This window comes from Methylovorus sp. SPW-M1 (genome assembly GCF_053848825.1).
In genome coordinates this window covers 2,118,708-2,135,336 of sequence record NZ_CM132626.1, presented here as the reverse complement: position 1 = coordinate 2,135,336, position 16,629 = coordinate 2,118,708, and the positions used below count along the sequence as shown (strand labels likewise).

The window sequence follows — 16,629 nt, the reverse complement described above, 5'->3', positions numbered from 1 at the left end:
CGGATTGCGCTAATACTGAAACAAGATGAAGAAGCCTGGGCCGGAGCAGGGGCTTAGTCACCCGCTACTCCCAGTTACCCGAGCCTGGTGCTTATTCTGCCTCTTCTATCCAGGCCAACTGGATCGCTTCCAGTATCTTTTCACCGCATTTTTCTGGCGCATCGTCAAACTCCTCCAGATCCAGCACCCATTGATACAGATCGGTAAAACGGATGGTCTTGGGGTCAATATCAGGGTGTGCGTCATACAGCGCTTCAGCGATGCGCAGGCTGTCAGTCCATTTCATGCGGGTTTCCTTGCGTAAGAGTGAATATCAAAAACTTTTGGCACGCTCGTACTGCAGCGGCCATGGGTGGTCTGCCCGTAATTCGCGTGCGGCATGCAATGGCCAGTGCGGATCGCTCAACAGCGTGCGCGCCATGAAAATCACATCGGCCTGATGCGTGGCAAGGATATGCTCCGCCTGGGTCGAGGTGGTGATCATGCCGACGGCACCGCTGGCAATGCCGGCTTCATTGCGAATACGGCTGGCAAATTCAGTCTGATAGCCAGGCCCGGTGGGAATCACGGCATCGTAAATCAGGCCGCCGCTGGAGCAGTCAATCAGGTCAATGCCGATCTCCTTGAGCCAGCGTGCGAATTGCACGGACTGGGCGATATCCCAGCCGCCTTCTATCCAGTCGCTGGCGGAAATGCGCACGAACACAGGTTTATCCTGTGGCCAGAAGTCGCGCAGGCGCTTCGCGATCTCCAGTGGCAGGCGGCAACGGTTTTCCAGAGAGCCGCCGTATTCATCGTCACGCTGATTGGCAAGCGGCGACAAAAATTCATGCAGCAGATAGCCGTGGGCGCAATGCAGTTCAATCACATCAAAGCCTGCGGCTAGCGCCCGTTCAGCCGCTGCCATGAACGCATCCGAAATCCGGGCGATGCCTGCTTTATCCAGCGCTTGCGGCGTTGCATGCTGCGGGCTGAATGGTATGGCGGATGGCGCGACGGTCTCCCAGCCACCCTGCGCGACAGGTATGCCCGTGCTGCCTTCCCAGGGACGGGTCGACGAAGCCTTGCGTCCGGCGTGCGCCAGTTGAATGGCGGCCGCGGCACCTTGCCCATGAATGAAATCGACGATGCGATGCAAGGCATCGCGCTGGGTGTCGTTCCACAAGCCCAGGCACTGCGGCGTAATACGACCTTCCGGCAGCACGCCGGTGGCTTCTACCATCACCAGCCCGGCACCACCGCGGGCAAAGCTGCCCAGATGCACCAGATGCCAGTCATTCGGCATGCCTTCAATGGCGGAATACTGGCACATGGGCGATACAAAAATACGGTTGCGGATGGTGAGCTCACGCAGCGTGATGGGAGTAAAAAGATGGGCCATGACGGGACTCGCTTCCTAGGCAGTAAAAATCGGGATGTCGGCAATCTTTGGACGCCATTCTGCCGGGCCGGTTTCATGCACCGAATGGCCCTGGCTATCTACGGCTACCGTCACCGGCATGTTTTCCACGGTGAATTCATACACCGCTTCCATCCTCAGATCGGCAAACGCCACCACGCGCGCGGCTTTGATGGCCTGCGAAATCAGATAAGCAGCACCGCCGATGGCAATCAGGTACACCGATTGATGACGGCGTATGGCATCTACCGTCGCTTCACCGCGTTCGGCTTTGCCTATCATGCCTAGCAAGCCGGCTTCGCCCAGCATGGTGTCGGTGAAACGATCCATGCGGGTGGCGGTGGTCGGGCCAGCAGGGCCGATGACTTCATCGCGCACCGGGTCTACCGGGCCGACGTAATAAATGAAGCGATTATGAAAATCCAGGCCATCCGGCAAGGGCTGGCCGGAGGCCAGCAGATCGACAATGCGTTTATGCGCGGCATCGCGCCCGGTCAGCAATTTGCCACTCAGCAGCAACTGCTCGCCCGGCTGCCATTGCAGGATGTCAGCTTTGGTCAGGGTATCCAGATTCACCTGGCGCATGGGCGTGCCTGATTCCTGTGCAATCTGCGGCCAGTCTTGCAGGCGTGGCACGGGCAATATGGCCGGGCCGCTGCCATCGAGCGTGAAATGAATATGACGCGTGGCCGCGCAGTTGGGGATCATGGCGACCGGTAGTGAGGTGGCGTGGGTGGCGGTTTGCAGGATTTTGACATCCAGTACCGTGGTCAGTCCGCCCAGCCCCTGGGCACCTATGCCGAGGCGATTCACTTTTTCGTAAAGCTCCAGCCGCAGCTCTTCGGCGCGGTCCGCCGGGCCGCGTGCGCGCAGTTCATGAATATCGATAGGCGCAAACAGCGATTGCTTGGCCAGCAGGACGGCTTTTTCTGCCGTACCGCCTATGCCTATGCCCAGCACGCCCGGTGGGCACCAGCCGGCGCCCATGGTCGGCACCGTGCGCAGTACCCAGTCGACGATATTGTCCGAGGGCTCCAGCATGGCGAGCTTGGCCTTGTTTTCCGAGCCGCCGCCCTTGGCGGAAATGTTGATCTCGACTTTGTCGCCCGGCACCAGTTCCACATGTACCACGGCAGGCGTGTTATCCCGTGTGTTCAGGCGCTTGCCTGCGGGGTCAGAGACGATGGAGGCGCGCAAGCGATTATCCGGATCGCCATACGCCAGGCGCACGCCTTCATTGACCATCTCTTGCAGACTCAGCTTCGCATCCCATTGCACCTGCATGCCAACCTGCACAAAGGCCACCACGATGCCGGTATCCTGGCATAGCGGGCGCTGCCCCTGCGCGCACAGGTAGGAGTTGATGAGGATTTGCCCCATGGCATCGCGTGCAGCGGGGGCGGGTTCGCGTTGCCATGCTTCATGCAATGCCTGCAAAAAATCAGGTGAGTGATAGCAGGCAATGTATTGCAGGGATTGGTAAATGCTCTGTATGAAGTCGTCTTGGCGAATCGTGGTCATGGAAGCGCTCGGGGATAAATGCTCGGCCATTATAGCGCTCAACAAGGACCTCACAAAAAAAGACCGCTGTGCGGCCTAAGCCATGCACAGCGGGTGAAGAGACCTATGAGATATACGTCAGGAGATTGCCATTAGCTGTATCGCAAGGCGCGTGCCAGATATTTTTTGATTTTTAATCAATGGCTTGAGTTTGGCGCTCGGTTGCCTGGTGGTTGTAATCAGCCACATGGCTGTATATAGCCACCAACGATGCACTGCGCAATGAGTGAAGCGTATTCATTCTTTAAGTGGCTGATCATGTTAAAATTCTGCCTATTTACTTTTTAAGCCCTTGGAAAATTGAACATGTTTAGCACGGCAAAAACCCTGAACGTCGCAGATCCTGAACTTTGGCAGCATATTGAAGCCGAGCGTCAGCGCCAGGATGAGCATATTGAACTGATCGCCTCTGAAAACTACACCAGCCCTGCTGTCATGCAGGCGCAAGGTTCTCAGCTGACCAACAAGTATGCTGAAGGTTATCCAGGCAAGCGTTTTTACGGTGGCTGTGAGTTTGTCGACCAGGTAGAGCAACTGGCGATTGACCGTGTGAAGAAGCTGTTCGGTGCTGAATATGCGAACGTGCAGCCGCATTCCGGCTCTCAGGCCAACCAGGCTGTGTATTTCTCGATCCTCAAGCCAGGCGATACCGTCATGGGCATGAACCTTGGCCACGGTGGTCACCTGACTCACGGTTCCCCAGCCAACCTGTCCGGCAAGCTGTTCAACATCGTGCCTTACGGCCTGAACGACAAGGAAGAAATCGATTACGACGAGATGGAGCGTATTGCCATCGAGTGCAAGCCCAAGCTGCTGATTGGCGGTGCTTCTGCCTATGCCCTGCGCTTTGACTGGGCACGCATGGCCGAGATCGCCAAAAAGGTGGGCGCTTATTTCATGGTCGATATGGCGCATTACTCCGGCCTGATCGCCGCTGGTGTTTACCCTAACCCGGTACCCCATGCTGATTTCGTGACATCCACTACGCACAAGACACTGCGTGGTCCACGTGGCGGTATCATTCTCGCCAAGGCCGAGTTTGAAAAGTCTCTGAATTCGAATGTGTTCCCATCCTTGCAGGGTGGTCCGCTGATGCACGTGATCGCAGGCAAGGCCACGGCTTTCCTCGAAGCATTGCAGCCAGATTTCAAGGCGTATCAGGAACAAGTACTCAAGAATGCCAGCATCATGGCGCAAACCCTGGCAGAGCGCGGTCTGCGCATTATCTCCGGCCGCACTGAGTCGCATGTATTTCTGGTGGACCTGCGTCCCAAGAACCTGACCGGCAAGGCGGCGGATGCTTACCTCGGCCAGGCCCACATCACCGTGAACAAGAACGCGATCCCGAATGACCCGGAAAGCCCGTTTGTTACCTCCGGCATACGTATCGGTTCGCCAGCCATCACCACGCGCGGCTTCAAGGAAGAAGAAGCCCGTCTGGTGGCCAACCTGATTGCCGATGTGCTGGACAACCCGACCGATGAAGCCGTGATTGCTGCGACCAAGGCCAAGGTACACGCCTTGACCAGCCGCTTCCCGGTATACGGCGCTTAATTCCCGCCCATCACCATCGCGACACATGAAAGGGGACATGTGAAACATCAGGCTGGCGGGTCCATATCCATGGATGAGGCTAAACCTCGTTCATGGGCAGAAGTTCTGCTGCCTGGGTTTCATCCCTTTCACCGCCTTGCGTTTAACCTGCCTGGTCAACTCTCATGAAGTGTCCTTTTTGCGGTACCGATGACACCCAGGTCATTGATTCCCGGGTGAATGAAGAAGGCAACTCCATCCGTCGCCGTCGCCGTTGTGCGGCCTGCGACAAGCGCTTTACCACCTACGAAACCGCCGAGCTGCATCTGCCGCAAGTGGTCAAGCAGAATGGCAACCGCGAGGAATTCAATCGCGACAAGCTGCGGCTTTCTTTTACCCGTGCCTTGCACAAGCGCCCCGTACCTACCGAATATGTAGACCGCGCCATCGAGCACATCGTGCAAAAGCTGCTGGCCAAAGGCGAGCGCGAAATCATGGCGCGCGATCTCGGCGAGAGCGTGATGCAGGAGCTGCGCCTGATGGACAAGGTGGCCTATGTGCGCTTCGCCTCGGTGTATCGCAGCTTCCAGGATGTCGACGATTTCAGTGATGTGATTCGCGACCTGGACAAGCCCCACCGTCGCCTGACAGACCCCGCCGGAGAATAAGCCCGTGTTCAGCGCGCTGGATCATCAGATGATGGCGCGAGCCCTGCGGCTGGCAGAGCAGGGCCTCTACACCACCACTCCCAACCCCCGCGTCGGCTGCGTGATCGTCAAGGACGGTCAGATTGTCGGCGAAGGCGCGCATCTGAAAGCCGGCGAGCCGCATGCCGAAGTACATGCCCTGCGGCAGGCAGGCGATCTCGCGCAAGGCGCCGATGCCTATGTCACGCTTGAACCCTGCAGCCACCATGGACGTACACCGCCGTGCGCTGACGCCTTGATCAAGGCCGGTGTGAAGCGCGTGGTCGCCGCCATGCAAGACCCTAACCCCCAGGTCGCCGGAAGCGGTTTGCAGCGCCTGCAAGCGCAAGGCATTGCCGTGCAGTCCGGTTTGCTGGAGGCGCAGGCGCGCAGCCTGAATGCCGGATTCATTTCGCGCATGACGCGCCGCCGTCCCTTTGTGCGCAGCAAGATCGCCGCCAGCCTGGATGGCGCCACCGCCTTGCAAAATGGCATCAGCCAATGGATTACCGGCCCTGAGGCCCGCAAGGACGTGCAACACTGGCGCGCGCAATCCTGCGTCATGCTGACTGGCATAGGCACCGTGCTGGCCGATGACCCGCAACTCAGCGTGCGGGATGAAGCCGGAGAGCTGCAAGGCCGCCAGCCGCTGCGCGTGATTGTGGATAGTCATCTGCAGATTTCACCGCAGGCGCGCATTCTCCAAGGCGGTAATGCCCTCATCGTCTACGGCAGCGCCAGCGCGGACCGTATCGCGGCCCTGTGCCAGCATGGAGTAGAGTTGATGCATTTGCCCGACCATCAGTCGCGCGTCAGCCTCGATAGCCTGCTGGAACTCCTGGCGAGCCGGGGCATCAATGAAGTGATGGTGGAAGCAGGCGCCACGCTGAATGGGGCCTTGCTGCATGGCGGACTGATTGATCAACTGATTCTGTATTACGCCCCCAAGCTGCTGGGCGCCGATGCCCGTGGCATGTTTGGACTGCCCATGTTGCAAAGCATGGCGGCCCGCATTGATCTGGATATTACCGATATGCGGCAGATAGGCCGCGACATCCGTTTGCTGGCAACGCCGCACCCGCCACAACCCTGAATCACCAAGGTCCGCTACACGGACACCTCACCCCGGGAGAAGCCGCGCGTGCTTGTCGATACCCATTGCCATCTTGATGCGTCAGAGTTCGATGACGACCGGGCAGACATCGCCGTGCGCGCGCAGGATGCTGGCGTTGCGCGCATCGTGGTGCCGGCGGTAGAGGCGGCAAATTTCACCATCGTGCAGGCATTAGCCGCCGAATTTCCCTGGTGCCGCTACGCGCTGGGCATACACCCGCTGTTTATTCCCCGCGCCAAAGAAGAGGATATCGATGCGCTGAAACAGCAGCTGGAGCAACGCCTGCCCGTGGCCATTGGCGAAATCGGCCTCGATCTCTTCATCCCCAACCCGGATATCGAACGCCAGCAGGCTTTTTTCGTGGCGCAGCTCAAACTGGCGCGTGACTTTGATCTGCCGGTCATTCTGCATGTGCGCAAATCCAGCGATCTGATCCTCAAGCACTTGCGCCGCATAGGCGTAAAGGGCGGCATTGCCCATGCCTTCAATGGCAGTTTTCAACAGGCAGAGCGCTTTATGGAGATGGGCTTCAAGCTCGGCTTTGGCGGCGCCATGACCTATGACCGCGCCCTGCATATTCGCGAGCTGGCCCGGAAACTGCCGCTGGAAGCCATCGTGCTGGAAACCGATGCCCCCGATATTGCGCCCGAATGGCTGGGACATCGTGGCCGTAACAACCCGCACGAGTTGCCTGCCATTGCTCAGGTACTGGCGGATTTGCGTGGCCTGCCGTTGGCAGAAGTCATTGCTGCGACAGGCAAAAATGCCCTGGAAGCCTTGCCTGCGATAGCCTAGTTATGCACATGAGCTCATGTGCTACATTAACTTGAAGCGAAAAACCTTAACAATCCAATGACATAACATAAGTCATTGATTTTAAATGGTTATTTATAAGACTATTTTTTAGGCGTTTTAAAAAATCCCTTACGGCAGCCATAGTTACATTTTTAAGTCACAGCTGTTCACAGTTTTATCCACAGAAATTGTGGATGGATAGTTGAGTGCGGGTGAACCTTACTCCTACTGATCGGTGAGCGGTACCAGGGAATGTGCAAACACCCATTCACTGTACGTCTGTTTTTTTTCAAAATCTTTGTATCGTGTTGGAAAACCGTAGCGTTTTATCGGGCGCTGTACCCCAAGACTATAGACACCCATGATGTTATTGAACTGATCAAGCACTAGCCCCCAATCCTCGGCACCGGTCATGGGGTCACGAGGTATTTTGCGAAGATGGCGTTTTGTGTTGGGGAAGCGTGTATCGTTTAACAAGGCACTCAACGAAGCAGGGTGTTGTTTTACCAGGCCAGGGGATTGATCATAATATTGTTCGATGGCTTCTCTTAGCTTGTCGCCTGTTTTCAGCAATTCTTTTTCTCGTTGCCGCTGAGCGTCTTGCGAATAGACCAACGCAGCCTGACTCAACATTAATCCTATCAGTACAAGCAACACCAGCAACCATAGCAAGGCATAGCCTGCCAGCGTCTTCTTACCAGTCCGAATAGGCACTGCCATCCTCCGCAATATCAGTTGAGCCGCTGTGTATATCGTAAATTAAGCCTTTTGTTTCCGGGTCCGCAGGGGAAACGACAGTCCAGGTTTGCGTGCTTTTGGTGATGGGGTCTTCCGGGATGCTGCGCAAGTATTTTCCCTGGACCAAGTCTTCCAGCGTTTCTGGATATGCGGCGTTGTCGGCGTAGTACTTGTCGATCGCCTCCCGCATGGTGATCAGATCATGCTTGAGCGAGGTTTCCTGAGCGCGGCTGATCGTATCGAAGTAACGGGGCGCTACCAGACTGAGCAGTGTGGCGATGATCGCCAGCACGACCAACACCTCAATAAGCGTAAATCCCTTGCGTTTATGCATCACCACTCCCGGTAAGGCCGTTTGTCCAGCCCCTTGTCACGTGAAAGCGAGTAGACGTCATATACATCGTCGCCAGGCTGCGGTTCATCAAATGAGCTGGCATAACTGCGCTTGCCCCAAGTCGCTTCAGGGTCTGTTTCGCTCGCCGGGGCAAAAGGGTCTCGCGGGATGCTACGCAGAAAGTAGAGCTTGCGCTTTTTAGGGTCGCGCTGGTTTTCTACGCCTTTCACCAGGGTCTGCAAATTCGGCGGATAACCGGACTGCTCAGGATTTTTCTTGATTAATCCTTCGTCCCCGGCTTTCTTGTAAGCATCCAGTGCATCGCGAATCTGCCACAGCGCCCGTCGCAATTCCTGTTCTTTGCTGCGCTTCATGGTCATTTGCACCATGGGCGCTGCCGAACTGAGAATGAGGGCGAGCAATACCAGTGTGACTAGCAGTTCAATCAGGGTGAAACCCCGCATACGTGGCATTTTCATGATCAAGGAGCAGGAGGAGCACTGATCTGGTCAATTGGCCGCATCACGGCAGCGGCTTTTTCGTCCCGTGCATTGCCTGCTTGGCTGTCCTGAACTTGTGGCGTAACGATGACTTGCGTCTGAGAGCCAAGATCTTGTGCAGCCCGTCCTGTCTTGCTTGTGCCGCGGTCCACGCCTGCCGGGAAGGCGGTGTACATGGCATCTGCCGGAGTAATGTTGCTGATGATGCGGGGTGTGATCAGCAGGGCGATTTCCTTTTTGGTGCGATCGGTGTTGCGGTCGGTGAACAGTTTGCCGATCAGCGGCAGGTTGGCCAGCCCCGGTACCTTGTTGGAAATCTTCTGTTCGTCATCGCGCAGCAGGCCCGCCAATACCTGTGTTTCGCCGTTTTTGAGGCGAAGCATGGTATTGGCGTTACGCGTGCCTATGGTATAGGTCACGGTGCCTGAGCTGGAGGTGATCTTGTCGGTCTGGTTGCTGACCTCGAGGCCCACCTTGATCGAAACTTCGTCATTCAGCAGCACGGTAGGCTCCACATCCAGCTTGATGCCCACCTCGATATAACTGACCGACTGCGACACAAAGCCGGTGGAGTTGGCGATGCTGGTCAGCACCGGGATACGGTCACCCACGTGAATCTTGGCTTTTTCACGATTTTTGACACGGATGCGCGGATTGGCCAGCAGGTTGGTGTCGGTATCCTGCTGCAAGAGATTCAGCGCCAATACCGGGTCGCTGATGCTGAATACCCCAAGGTCCGAGTTGAAGTTTTTAAGCTCACGCACAGTCAGCTCACCTGGGCTCAAGGTCGTGGTGCCATTCACCGTATCGCGACCCTGCACGCCCACACTCACGGCGCTGGGGTAACGGATGCCGATGGCTTCCAGGCTGCGGCGGTTGATCTCCAGCACTTCCACCTCCAGCACTACTTCCGGCTCTGCCATGTCCTGCGACATGATCAGCTTTTCGGCGGTGCGGATCGCCTCGGGCGTATCGCGCATGACCAGCGTGTTCAGCTTTTCATCGATGTAAACATCCTTGCTTTTCACCACGGTCTTGATCATGTTCATGGCTTTTTTGGCCTCGGTATTGCCGAGGTAAAAGCTGCGCACATACATTTCCTGGTATTCCTGGCTGCGGCTCAGGGGGTAGATCATCAGCGTATTGTCATTTAGCACCTTCTTGGCCAGCTGGTTGCTGGTAAGGATTACTTCGATGGCGTCTTCAATGGGCGTATTGCGCAGGAACAGGCTGGTGCGCTGGTCATTCGGCATGTCGTGGTCGTAGGTAAAGTTGATGCCCGCCGCCTTGGAAATAAACTCGAACACCGACTTGATCGGCACATCCTTGAACTCCAGGGTGATGGGCTGCTTGAACGCCGACTTGATCAGTGGCGGGTTGGCAATCTTGTCGATGCGTTTCTGTTCGATATCTTCAAACATGGCCCGCGCCGCCACATGGTTGCTTTCTTCCGCCAGCACGGCGCGGGTGATGTTCTGCGCGCCCTCGCTATCGCCAGCCTTGAGCAAAGCCTGCGCGCGCTGCAGCATGGCATCGTGACGGGCCGCATTGTTGAGCTGGCGCAAGCCTTCCTGCGCACGCTGGTTCTGATTGTCCAGGGCCAATACGCGGTAATAGCCTGCCTCGGCTTCTGTCATGCGGCCTTGCTGCTTGTTCTGGTCGGCTTCTTTCAGCAGCAGGGTCAGCTGCATGTCCTGTTGCTGTTTCAGGTAGGCGCGGTACTGCGGATTGTCGGGGAAGGTGCGGAGCAGCTCGCGCAGGCGGGCGATGCCGCCTTCAATATCTCCGGCATTTACCAGCTTGCGGGCTTCCTGAAATTCGGCATTGCCTTGCTGCACCTTTTTTTCCTGCGCGGAACAGGCGGCCAGCCCCAGCATCAATGCAACAACAACAGCGCGATAAGGGCGGGGCAATTTCAATTGATATCTCCAATCATCATGGGAACTTCGGTATTCAATGGGCGGTAGCTCATGATCATCTGCGGCGGCTCTATGCGTTTTACCTGCCATTTGCCGATGACATCGCCTTCGCGCACGGTGTAATTCAATGCGCCCTTGCTGAGAAACACCGTCAGCTGGCCGTTGTTAACCAGCTTGCCCGCATAGATGAATGGCAAGGCCGGCGTTTGCGGCACGGGTGGAGCTTCCTGCGCCTGGGCAGACTCAGGGGGCTCTGGCATTTCCAGATTGAACAGGTTGGGAATAGGCTCATCGCTGGTGCGTTGGCTCAGCTTGCGGATATCCAGTTCGTCGTTATCCGCGGCTTCCTCACCGCGCGAGCCGGAGGCGAATACCTGGCGTTCGGGTTTTATTGCGGTAGCGGGCTTGCCAGGTTTGCTGACCTTAGGCCTTGCCGCGGCAACATCCGCTTCAGGTTCGTTGATGGATGTCCACACGGTGGCGCCCAGTGTCAGCGCCAGGCCCAGCCAGATCGCATATCGGGAAACAGGCGTGCGTTCGCTCATGACTGACCCCGCTGCAAAAATACGGTAAAGCGCAGACGGGCTTCCAGTGCTTCGGTATTGATATCCTGGCGTTTCAGCGTGATCTCGTTGAGCGCCGCTGATGGTATGCGCTGCAATACCTGGTTGGCAAAGCTGCGTATCTGCACATAGTTTCCACGCACTGGCAGGGTGATCTGATAACGGGTAAAGGCCGCGGCTGGGCTGCGTGCCAGAGAGTAGTCGGCTTTTTCCGGTACCAGTTGATGCTCGGTGGCGGTGGTCAGTATGACGCCCAGCAGGCGGGTGGCTTCTTTTTCCGCGGGCAAAAAGCCATAAAAGGTATTGAGCGTGGCCTGTGGGGAGCGATCCACAAAGCGGGCCTGATGTTGTGGCATGGTGGCGCGCAAGACGTCCAGCTCCTGCTCACGCTGTGCCAGATGCGTATTGCCTGGCACCAGCCAGCCTAGTACCAGGGCCGCGCTGATCACCAGCAGGACCAGCCCGAGAAGCCCCTGCCAGCCCAGCTGGCGCGCCTGGTACTGCAGCCAGGCCATGATGGCATGCTGGTTTACTGTACCCATGCGGCCTCCACAACAAAATGCACGGGCATGGGGCTGCCTTCGCTGCGTTCATGGGTCAGTAAAAACACATCCTGCAATACCGGTTGTGCTGCCAGTTTTTGCACGTAGCTCAGCATGCCTTCCACGTCCATCGCCTCGGCGGTAATGCGGATTTTTCGCAGCCTGGCATTGGGCTCAATCGCCAGCAGCTTGACCTCGGGCGTATTCAGGCCTTCCAGGGTTTTAAACAGCGGCCGCCAGGGCAGTGCCAACTCGGCCATCACGGTTTTTACCGCGGCAATCTCATCGCGCTTGGCGGCGTTTTCCTTGCCACTCAGCGAGAGACTGCTGGTGTTGCGGCGTGGCTGCTGCCATTGCTGCAGATCCTGTTCCAGCTTGCGCTGCTGTTCGTCAAGTTGTTGCCAGGCAATGCCGGTGGCGACAGCGGCCGCGCCGCCGATCAGCAACAGCAGACGGGCAAGCGAGGTTTGCGCGTGGGCAGGGCGCCCATGATTGAGTACCAGGGTTTTCATGATGCGGTCTCCGCCAGCCCAGGCTGGCGTACAAAAGGAATTTCACGGCTGAACTGCTGCAGCGCACGGCCACTGATATGCACGCGCGGCGCACCCGGTTCAGCGCTGTAGACGACCACAGGCCATGGCTGGCTATCGAGCCCGGCCAATATCGCATCCCGCTGAATCAGGGCGGGCAGGGCGTCAACATGGGCACTGTGGCACTGCACGCTGCGCCATTGCTTGTCCTGTTGCAGCAGCACGGCAATCCGCCCCTGCTCCAGCACCGCGAGGCATAAGCCGGATGCGCTGGTATTGCCGCGCTTGCCTTTGCCTGCACGCTTGCTGCGCTGGCGAGCGGTCTCGTTAATGGCCTGCATCAATAGTGGGTGTATGTGTTGCAGCCGCATGCCCGCTTCGGCGAAACAGTGCTGCAAGGCTTGCAGCAGGGCGGGGTCGACGCCACTGGCGATGGCGGCCTGTCCATAGCCCGTCGGGCTGACGCGCAGATCCCATTGCCGGGCAGGCTCGCCATAAGCCTGGGTAAAGCAGTGGCGCACAAAGGCGTGTTTTTCTTCCGGCCGGCTGAGGCTGGCGTTCCAGGGAATCAGCACATAGCGCACCAGATGATTGGAGAGCACGACACGCGGCTGGCAGCCTTGCCAGGCCTGATCGCGTAGCGCCAGAGCCAGTTGGGTGAGGGCGGCTTGCCAGATGGCAGGGGCGGGTATGCCGGCATCACCGGCCATGGCAGGGGACGGGCGGGCAATGGTGATCACGTCTTCGCATATCACGCGCTGTTTGCGCCAGCCACCCAGGCGCGTCAGCACCAGCTGGTGCGGCTGTACCAGCACGCGCAATTCGTCGCGCCCCAGCTTGCCTATGAGCGGCAGGCGCGAGAGCAGGCCAGAGGCGCCGCCTGTGTAAAGGCCAGAAGATATGTTAGACCAGCGAGGTGACACGGTTGATCTCCAGTAAGGTAGTTTCGCCACGCCGCACCATATCCAGCGCGGCTTCGCGCATGGTGCGGGTACCGTTGGCGCGGGCGGCTTCCTTTACCTTGCGCACGGGTTCGCGGGTGACGATCAATTCGCGGATCAAATCATTGAATACCAGCAATTCGGCCACCGCCTTGCGGCCCTTGTAGCCAGTGCCGTGGCAATGGCCACAGCCCTGCCCGCTGCGGAAGTGAAAGCTGGGCAGCATGTCAGCAGTTACGCCGGATTTGGCCAGCAGCTCGTCGTCCGGCATGTCATCCACCGCGCAGTGCGGGCAGATGATGCGCACCAGCCGCTGCGCCATGATGCCGTTGATGGCAGACACAAAGCTGTAGGGGTCGACGTTCATGTTGGTAAAGCGGCCGATCACGTCAAACACATTGTTGGCGTGCACCGTGGTCAGTACCAGGTGGCCGGTGAGGGCAGACTGCACGGCAATCTGCGCGGTTTCGGAATCGCGGATTTCGCCCACCATGATCTTGTCCGGGTCGTGCCGCAAAATGCTGCGCAGGCCGCGGGCAAAGGTCAGGCCTTTTTTCTCGTTAACGGGAATCTGCAGCACGCCAGGCAGCTGATATTCCACTGGGTCTTCAATGGTGACGATCTTGTCCTGGCCGTTATTGATTTCGGAGATGATGCCGTACAGCGTGGTGGTCTTGCCTGAGCCAGTGGGGCCGGTGACCAGCAGCATGCCGTAGGGCTCCTCGGCCAGCAGGCGGAAGCGCGCCATGATGGATTCTTCAAAGCCCAGCACTTCCATGCTGAGGCCCTTGGCCTGATCGGTGACGGCCTTGCGGTCCAGAATCCGCAACACGGCATCTTCGCCAAACACGCTGGGCATGATGGACACGCGCAAATCCACTTCGCGTCCCATGGCCATGACCTTGAAGCGGCCATCCTGCGGCACGCGGCGCTCGGCAATATCCAGCTCGGACATGACCTTGATGCGTGAAATCGCCTGCTCGGCCTGCGTTATCCCCTGCACGCTGCCCACCATGTTCAGCACCCCGTCGATGCGGTATTTGATGGTGAGGCCGTGGGGATCGGTTTCCATGTGGATATCGCTGGCACCGGCCTTGAGCGCGTCATACAGCGTCGAACGCACCAGCTTCACCACCGGGCTGGTGTCTTCCGAGATGGAGCGTAGCGAAATATCTTCTATGCCGCTGTTGCCGCTTTCGGCATCGCCATGCTCCGGCAGAATGCCATCCATGGCACGCATGCTTTCTTCAAAGCGGGCGAGGTAGGCGGCAAAATCCTTGCGGTGCGCCAGTGCCCAGTGGGCGGGCTCCGCCAGGCGCAGCTCCATGCGGCCATGCAGGTAAGGGTCCAGCGGGTTGGCGCAGACCATATGCAGCTGGCCGTCATCATCGCGCAGGGCAACGCATTCCTGCTTGCTGGCTTCGGCATAGGGCAGCAGGGCAAAATCCGGTGTCAGCAAGTGCAGCTCGGCCATGGGCAATACGGGGTAATGCAGCAGGGCGCCCAGTGCCTGGGCAAAGCTATCGGCATCCAGCGCCGAGAGTTCTTCCAGCACATCCAGCACATGGCGCTGGCTTTGGCTGGCAAGCTGGCGTGCCTGCTCTACCTGTGCCAGTGTGAGTTGGGCAGGCGGGCTCATGATGTCGTTACCTGTGCTTTGCGCGGCAAGCTGATCAAGCGCGGGCGATAACATGGCGTCCAGAGGTTGGTTCATTGAATATTCCCCGCCAGTTCAAAAATCGGCATATACATCAGCACCACCACCACGCCGATCACCAGGCCGATCACCACCATCAGCAAGGGCTCCAGCAGGCGGGTAAACCAATCCACAGCACGGGCGATTTCTTCATCGTAAAACACGCCTATGCGTTCCATCATCTCGCCCATGCGGCCGGTGCGTTCACCCACGCGCAGCATGCGGATGGCGATGGACGTTGTCATGCCATGTTCTTCCATGGCGCTGGAGAGTGGCTTGCCTTCGCGAATGTCGCGCTCGACCAGGGCCAGACTATTGCGCAGTGCTGGTTGCAACAGCGAAGACACCATCTGCATCGCGGTGACCAGCGGAATGCCGCCGCGCAGCAGCATGCCCAGCGTGCGGTAAAAACGCGCCAGCTGATAAATGCGCATGGTTTCGCCCAGCGCGGGGATCTTCCACACCTGATTCATGATGGCGGCCCGCACGGCCTGGCGGCTCAGCACATAGCCCAGCACGCTCACCACGGCAATAAATCCGAGAAACACCTGCTGGCCGTGCTCTTGCAGCAAACGGCCCCAGGCCAACAATACTTGTGACATCCACGGCAGGTCATTGCCTGCGCTTTCATAAATCGTGCTGAACTTGGGCACGACATAACCCAGCAAAAACAGCATCACCAGCCCGCCGACAATAATCAGCAGTACCGGGTAAATGGAGGCGGTGACGATCTTCTTGCGCACGGCATCCAGCTGACCCTGATACGTCACATGGCGGCCCAGTGCCTGCACCATGTCGCCCGTGCGTTCGCTGCTGCGGATCAGCGCCACATACAGCGCGGGGAATACCTGTGGAAAGCGCTCCAGTGCGCTCGATAGCGGCAGGCCTTCATACAGCGCGGCCATGACTTGAGTCAGGATGGTTTTGGAGTCGGCATTGGCTTCTTTTTCTGCCAGCGCCTCTATCGCCTCCACCAGGCTCAGGCCCGAATCCAGCAGCGACAATAACTCCTGGCTGAACAGCATCAGGTTGAATTTCTGCTTGCCCAGGCCACGCGCCACCGCCAGCTTGCCCTGCGCCTTGGTCGCCAGCACGCTATAGCCTTGAGCCTCAGCCTGCAGCTGGGCTTGTATCGCATCGCTCGCATCCAGCACCAGCGATTGAATCTGCTGCCCGCGGGCTACTTTCAGTTCAAATTTCATGGCAGCTCAACTCTCATCACGCTTCAATTTCATATACTTGAAAGGCATATCCACAAATCGCGCCCCATGTCAGCGCGTTAACTGCACACATGCATTTCTGTGTCGCTTTACCACACCTGCGGTAGGCCACCTGGCCGCTACCAGTTCACCACATCGGCAAACTCATCATTGCCGCCGGCCTGGCCATCCTTGCCAAACGACCACAGGTCAAATTCCCCATGCTCGCCCGGATATTTGTATTGATAAGGCTTGCCCCAGGGGTCATTCGGCACGGTTTTCTGCAGATAAGGCCCTTGCCATTTCGGTTCATCAGACGGCGCGCTATTCAGCGCTGCCAGCCCCTGCTCCGTGGTCGGGTAATGCCCGGTATCCAGCCGGTATTGATCCAGTGCCTTGCCCAGCGCATCAATCTGCGCCTTGGCCGTTTTCACTTCCGACTTGCCAATCTGCGCAAAATATTTAGGCCCGACATAACCCGCCAGGAGGCCGATGATGACCATGACGACGAGGAGTTCCAGCAGGGTGAAGCCAGCGTTAGCGCGTGGGCTTAAGTGGTATTTCATGCGAATTCCTTGTA

General features: G+C 58.1%; 18 protein-coding genes. 4 read left to right on the top strand and 14 right to left on the bottom strand.

Annotated features, from left to right (window positions below):
- Positions 1 to 91: 91 nt before the first annotated feature.
- From iscX to ACWWD9_RS10015, 3 genes are read right to left on the bottom strand one after another with little or no spacing between them, the layout of a single operon-like run.
- Positions 92 to 286: a Fe-S cluster assembly protein IscX gene (gene iscX / locus ACWWD9_RS10025; protein WP_013441661.1), complete on the bottom strand. Its 195-nt coding sequence runs from the start codon at positions 284 to 286 to the stop codon at positions 92 to 94.
- A gap of 27 nt (positions 287 to 313) precedes the next feature.
- Positions 314 to 1,381, bottom strand: coding sequence for an NADH:flavin oxidoreductase/NADH oxidase (locus ACWWD9_RS10020; RefSeq protein WP_455866943.1), 1,068 nt, complete (start codon positions 1,379 to 1,381; stop codon positions 314 to 316).
- Positions 1,382 to 1,396: 15 nt separating this feature from the next.
- Positions 1,397 to 2,920, bottom strand: coding sequence for a fumarate hydratase (locus ACWWD9_RS10015; protein ID WP_455866942.1), 1,524 nt, complete (start codon positions 2,918 to 2,920; stop codon positions 1,397 to 1,399).
- Between the two features lie 345 nt (positions 2,921 to 3,265).
- Between ACWWD9_RS10015 and glyA the strand changes: the two genes are divergently transcribed.
- The 4 genes from glyA (at position 3,266) to ACWWD9_RS09995 (ending at position 7,087) form a co-directional block, all read left to right on the top strand.
- Positions 3,266 to 4,513 (top strand): serine hydroxymethyltransferase, encoded by a 1,248-nt coding sequence (glyA, locus tag ACWWD9_RS10010; RefSeq protein ID WP_159356024.1) that lies wholly within the window; start codon positions 3,266 to 3,268, stop codon positions 4,511 to 4,513.
- Between the two features lie 164 nt (positions 4,514 to 4,677).
- Positions 4,678 to 5,160: a transcriptional regulator NrdR gene (nrdR, locus tag ACWWD9_RS10005; protein WP_015829640.1), complete on the top strand. Its 483-nt coding sequence runs from the start codon at positions 4,678 to 4,680 to the stop codon at positions 5,158 to 5,160.
- Positions 5,161 to 5,164: 4 nt separating this feature from the next.
- The gene (gene ribD, locus ACWWD9_RS10000) at positions 5,165 to 6,271 is read left to right on the top strand and encodes a bifunctional diaminohydroxyphosphoribosylaminopyrimidine deaminase/5-amino-6-(5-phosphoribosylamino)uracil reductase RibD (protein WP_455866941.1); all 1,107 of its coding nucleotides are present in this window, start codon (positions 5,165 to 5,167) and stop codon (positions 6,269 to 6,271) included.
- 48 nt (positions 6,272 to 6,319) lie between these two features.
- Complete coding sequence (locus ACWWD9_RS09995) at positions 6,320 to 7,087, top strand: TatD family hydrolase (RefSeq protein WP_455866940.1); 768 nt, start codon at positions 6,320 to 6,322, stop codon at positions 7,085 to 7,087.
- Between the two features lie 225 nt (positions 7,088 to 7,312).
- Here ACWWD9_RS09995 and ACWWD9_RS09990 read toward each other — a convergent pair whose 3' ends face one another.
- From ACWWD9_RS09990 to gspG, 11 genes are all read right to left on the bottom strand, one after another.
- Entirely contained in the window at positions 7,313 to 7,807 is a 495-nt protein-coding gene (locus ACWWD9_RS09990; RefSeq protein WP_013441668.1) for a hypothetical protein, read from the bottom strand.
- The gene (locus ACWWD9_RS09985) at positions 7,782 to 8,159 is read right to left on the bottom strand and encodes a type II secretion system protein (RefSeq protein ID WP_013441669.1); all 378 of its coding nucleotides are present in this window, start codon (positions 8,157 to 8,159) and stop codon (positions 7,782 to 7,784) included. Before ACWWD9_RS09985 ends, ACWWD9_RS09990 begins: the two co-directional genes overlap by 26 nt.
- Positions 8,159 to 8,632 carry a prepilin-type N-terminal cleavage/methylation domain-containing protein gene (locus ACWWD9_RS09980; RefSeq protein WP_041362580.1) on the bottom strand — a complete coding sequence of 158 codons (474 nt, stop codon included), beginning with the start codon at positions 8,630 to 8,632 and terminating at the stop codon, positions 8,159 to 8,161. The genes ACWWD9_RS09985 and ACWWD9_RS09980 overlap by 1 nt, the downstream gene beginning before the upstream one ends.
- A gap of 8 nt (positions 8,633 to 8,640) precedes the next feature.
- Positions 8,641 to 10,536 (bottom strand): secretin N-terminal domain-containing protein, encoded by a 1,896-nt coding sequence (locus ACWWD9_RS09975; RefSeq protein WP_455868153.1) that lies wholly within the window; start codon positions 10,534 to 10,536, stop codon positions 8,641 to 8,643.
- Between the two features lie 38 nt (positions 10,537 to 10,574).
- Positions 10,575 to 11,123: a hypothetical protein gene (locus ACWWD9_RS09970; protein ID WP_013441672.1), complete on the bottom strand. Its 549-nt coding sequence runs from the start codon at positions 11,121 to 11,123 to the stop codon at positions 10,575 to 10,577.
- Positions 11,120 to 11,683: a type 4a pilus biogenesis protein PilO gene (gene pilO / locus ACWWD9_RS09965; protein WP_013441673.1), complete on the bottom strand. Its 564-nt coding sequence runs from the start codon at positions 11,681 to 11,683 to the stop codon at positions 11,120 to 11,122. Before pilO ends, ACWWD9_RS09970 begins: the two co-directional genes overlap by 4 nt.
- Positions 11,671 to 12,195, bottom strand: coding sequence for a hypothetical protein (locus tag ACWWD9_RS09960; protein WP_013441674.1), 525 nt, complete (start codon positions 12,193 to 12,195; stop codon positions 11,671 to 11,673). Before ACWWD9_RS09960 ends, pilO begins: the two co-directional genes overlap by 13 nt.
- Complete coding sequence (locus ACWWD9_RS09955) at positions 12,192 to 13,136, bottom strand: hypothetical protein (protein ID WP_013441675.1); 945 nt, start codon at positions 13,134 to 13,136, stop codon at positions 12,192 to 12,194. Before ACWWD9_RS09955 ends, ACWWD9_RS09960 begins: the two co-directional genes overlap by 4 nt.
- Positions 13,117 to 14,868, bottom strand: coding sequence for a GspE/PulE family protein (locus ACWWD9_RS09950; RefSeq protein WP_013441676.1), 1,752 nt, complete (start codon positions 14,866 to 14,868; stop codon positions 13,117 to 13,119). The genes ACWWD9_RS09955 and ACWWD9_RS09950 overlap by 20 nt, the downstream gene beginning before the upstream one ends.
- The gene (locus tag ACWWD9_RS09945) at positions 14,865 to 16,052 is read right to left on the bottom strand and encodes a type II secretion system F family protein (protein ID WP_013441677.1); all 1,188 of its coding nucleotides are present in this window, start codon (positions 16,050 to 16,052) and stop codon (positions 14,865 to 14,867) included. Before ACWWD9_RS09945 ends, ACWWD9_RS09950 begins: the two co-directional genes overlap by 4 nt.
- A 137-nt stretch (positions 16,053 to 16,189) precedes the next feature.
- Positions 16,190 to 16,615, bottom strand: a complete 426-nt coding sequence (gspG, locus tag ACWWD9_RS09940; RefSeq protein WP_013441678.1) for a type II secretion system major pseudopilin GspG — start codon at positions 16,613 to 16,615, stop codon at positions 16,190 to 16,192.
- Between the last annotated feature and the right edge of the window lie 14 nt (positions 16,616 to 16,629).

What these genes read in the sequence shown, in the direction of transcription:
- ACWWD9_RS09960 (WP_013441674.1), bottom strand. Translation starts at nt 12,195, where the DNA reads ATGAAAACCCTGGTACTCAATCATGGGCGCCCTGCCCACGCGCAAACC.
- gspG (WP_013441678.1), bottom strand. Translation starts at nt 16,615, where the DNA reads ATGAAATACCACTTAAGCCCACGCGCTAACGCTGGCTTCACCCTGCTG.
- ACWWD9_RS09980 (WP_041362580.1), bottom strand. Translation starts at nt 8,632, where the DNA reads ATGCCACGTATGCGGGGTTTCACCCTGATTGAACTGCTAGTCACACTG.
- iscX (WP_013441661.1), bottom strand. Translation starts at nt 286, where the DNA reads ATGAAATGGACTGACAGCCTGCGCATCGCTGAAGCGCTGTATGACGCA.
- ACWWD9_RS10020 (WP_455866943.1), bottom strand. Translation starts at nt 1,381, where the DNA reads ATGGCCCATCTTTTTACTCCCATCACGCTGCGTGAGCTCACCATCCGC.
- ACWWD9_RS09990 (WP_013441668.1), bottom strand. Translation starts at nt 7,807, where the DNA reads ATGGCAGTGCCTATTCGGACTGGTAAGAAGACGCTGGCAGGCTATGCC.
- glyA (WP_159356024.1), top strand. Translation starts at nt 3,266, where the DNA reads ATGTTTAGCACGGCAAAAACCCTGAACGTCGCAGATCCTGAACTTTGG.
- ACWWD9_RS09945 (WP_013441677.1), bottom strand. Translation starts at nt 16,052, where the DNA reads ATGAAATTTGAACTGAAAGTAGCCCGCGGGCAGCAGATTCAATCGCTG.
- ACWWD9_RS09970 (WP_013441672.1), bottom strand. Translation starts at nt 11,123, where the DNA reads ATGAGCGAACGCACGCCTGTTTCCCGATATGCGATCTGGCTGGGCCTG.
- ACWWD9_RS09975 (WP_455868153.1), bottom strand. Translation starts at nt 10,536, where the DNA reads ATGCTGGGGCTGGCCGCCTGTTCCGCGCAGGAAAAAAAGGTGCAGCAA.
- nrdR (WP_015829640.1), top strand. Translation starts at nt 4,678, where the DNA reads ATGAAGTGTCCTTTTTGCGGTACCGATGACACCCAGGTCATTGATTCC.
- ACWWD9_RS09985 (WP_013441669.1), bottom strand. Translation starts at nt 8,159, where the DNA reads ATGCATAAACGCAAGGGATTTACGCTTATTGAGGTGTTGGTCGTGCTG.
- ACWWD9_RS09950 (WP_013441676.1), bottom strand. Translation starts at nt 14,868, where the DNA reads ATGAACCAACCTCTGGACGCCATGTTATCGCCCGCGCTTGATCAGCTT.
- ACWWD9_RS10015 (WP_455866942.1), bottom strand. Translation starts at nt 2,920, where the DNA reads ATGACCACGATTCGCCAAGACGACTTCATACAGAGCATTTACCAATCC.
- pilO (WP_013441673.1), bottom strand. Translation starts at nt 11,683, where the DNA reads ATGGGTACAGTAAACCAGCATGCCATCATGGCCTGGCTGCAGTACCAG.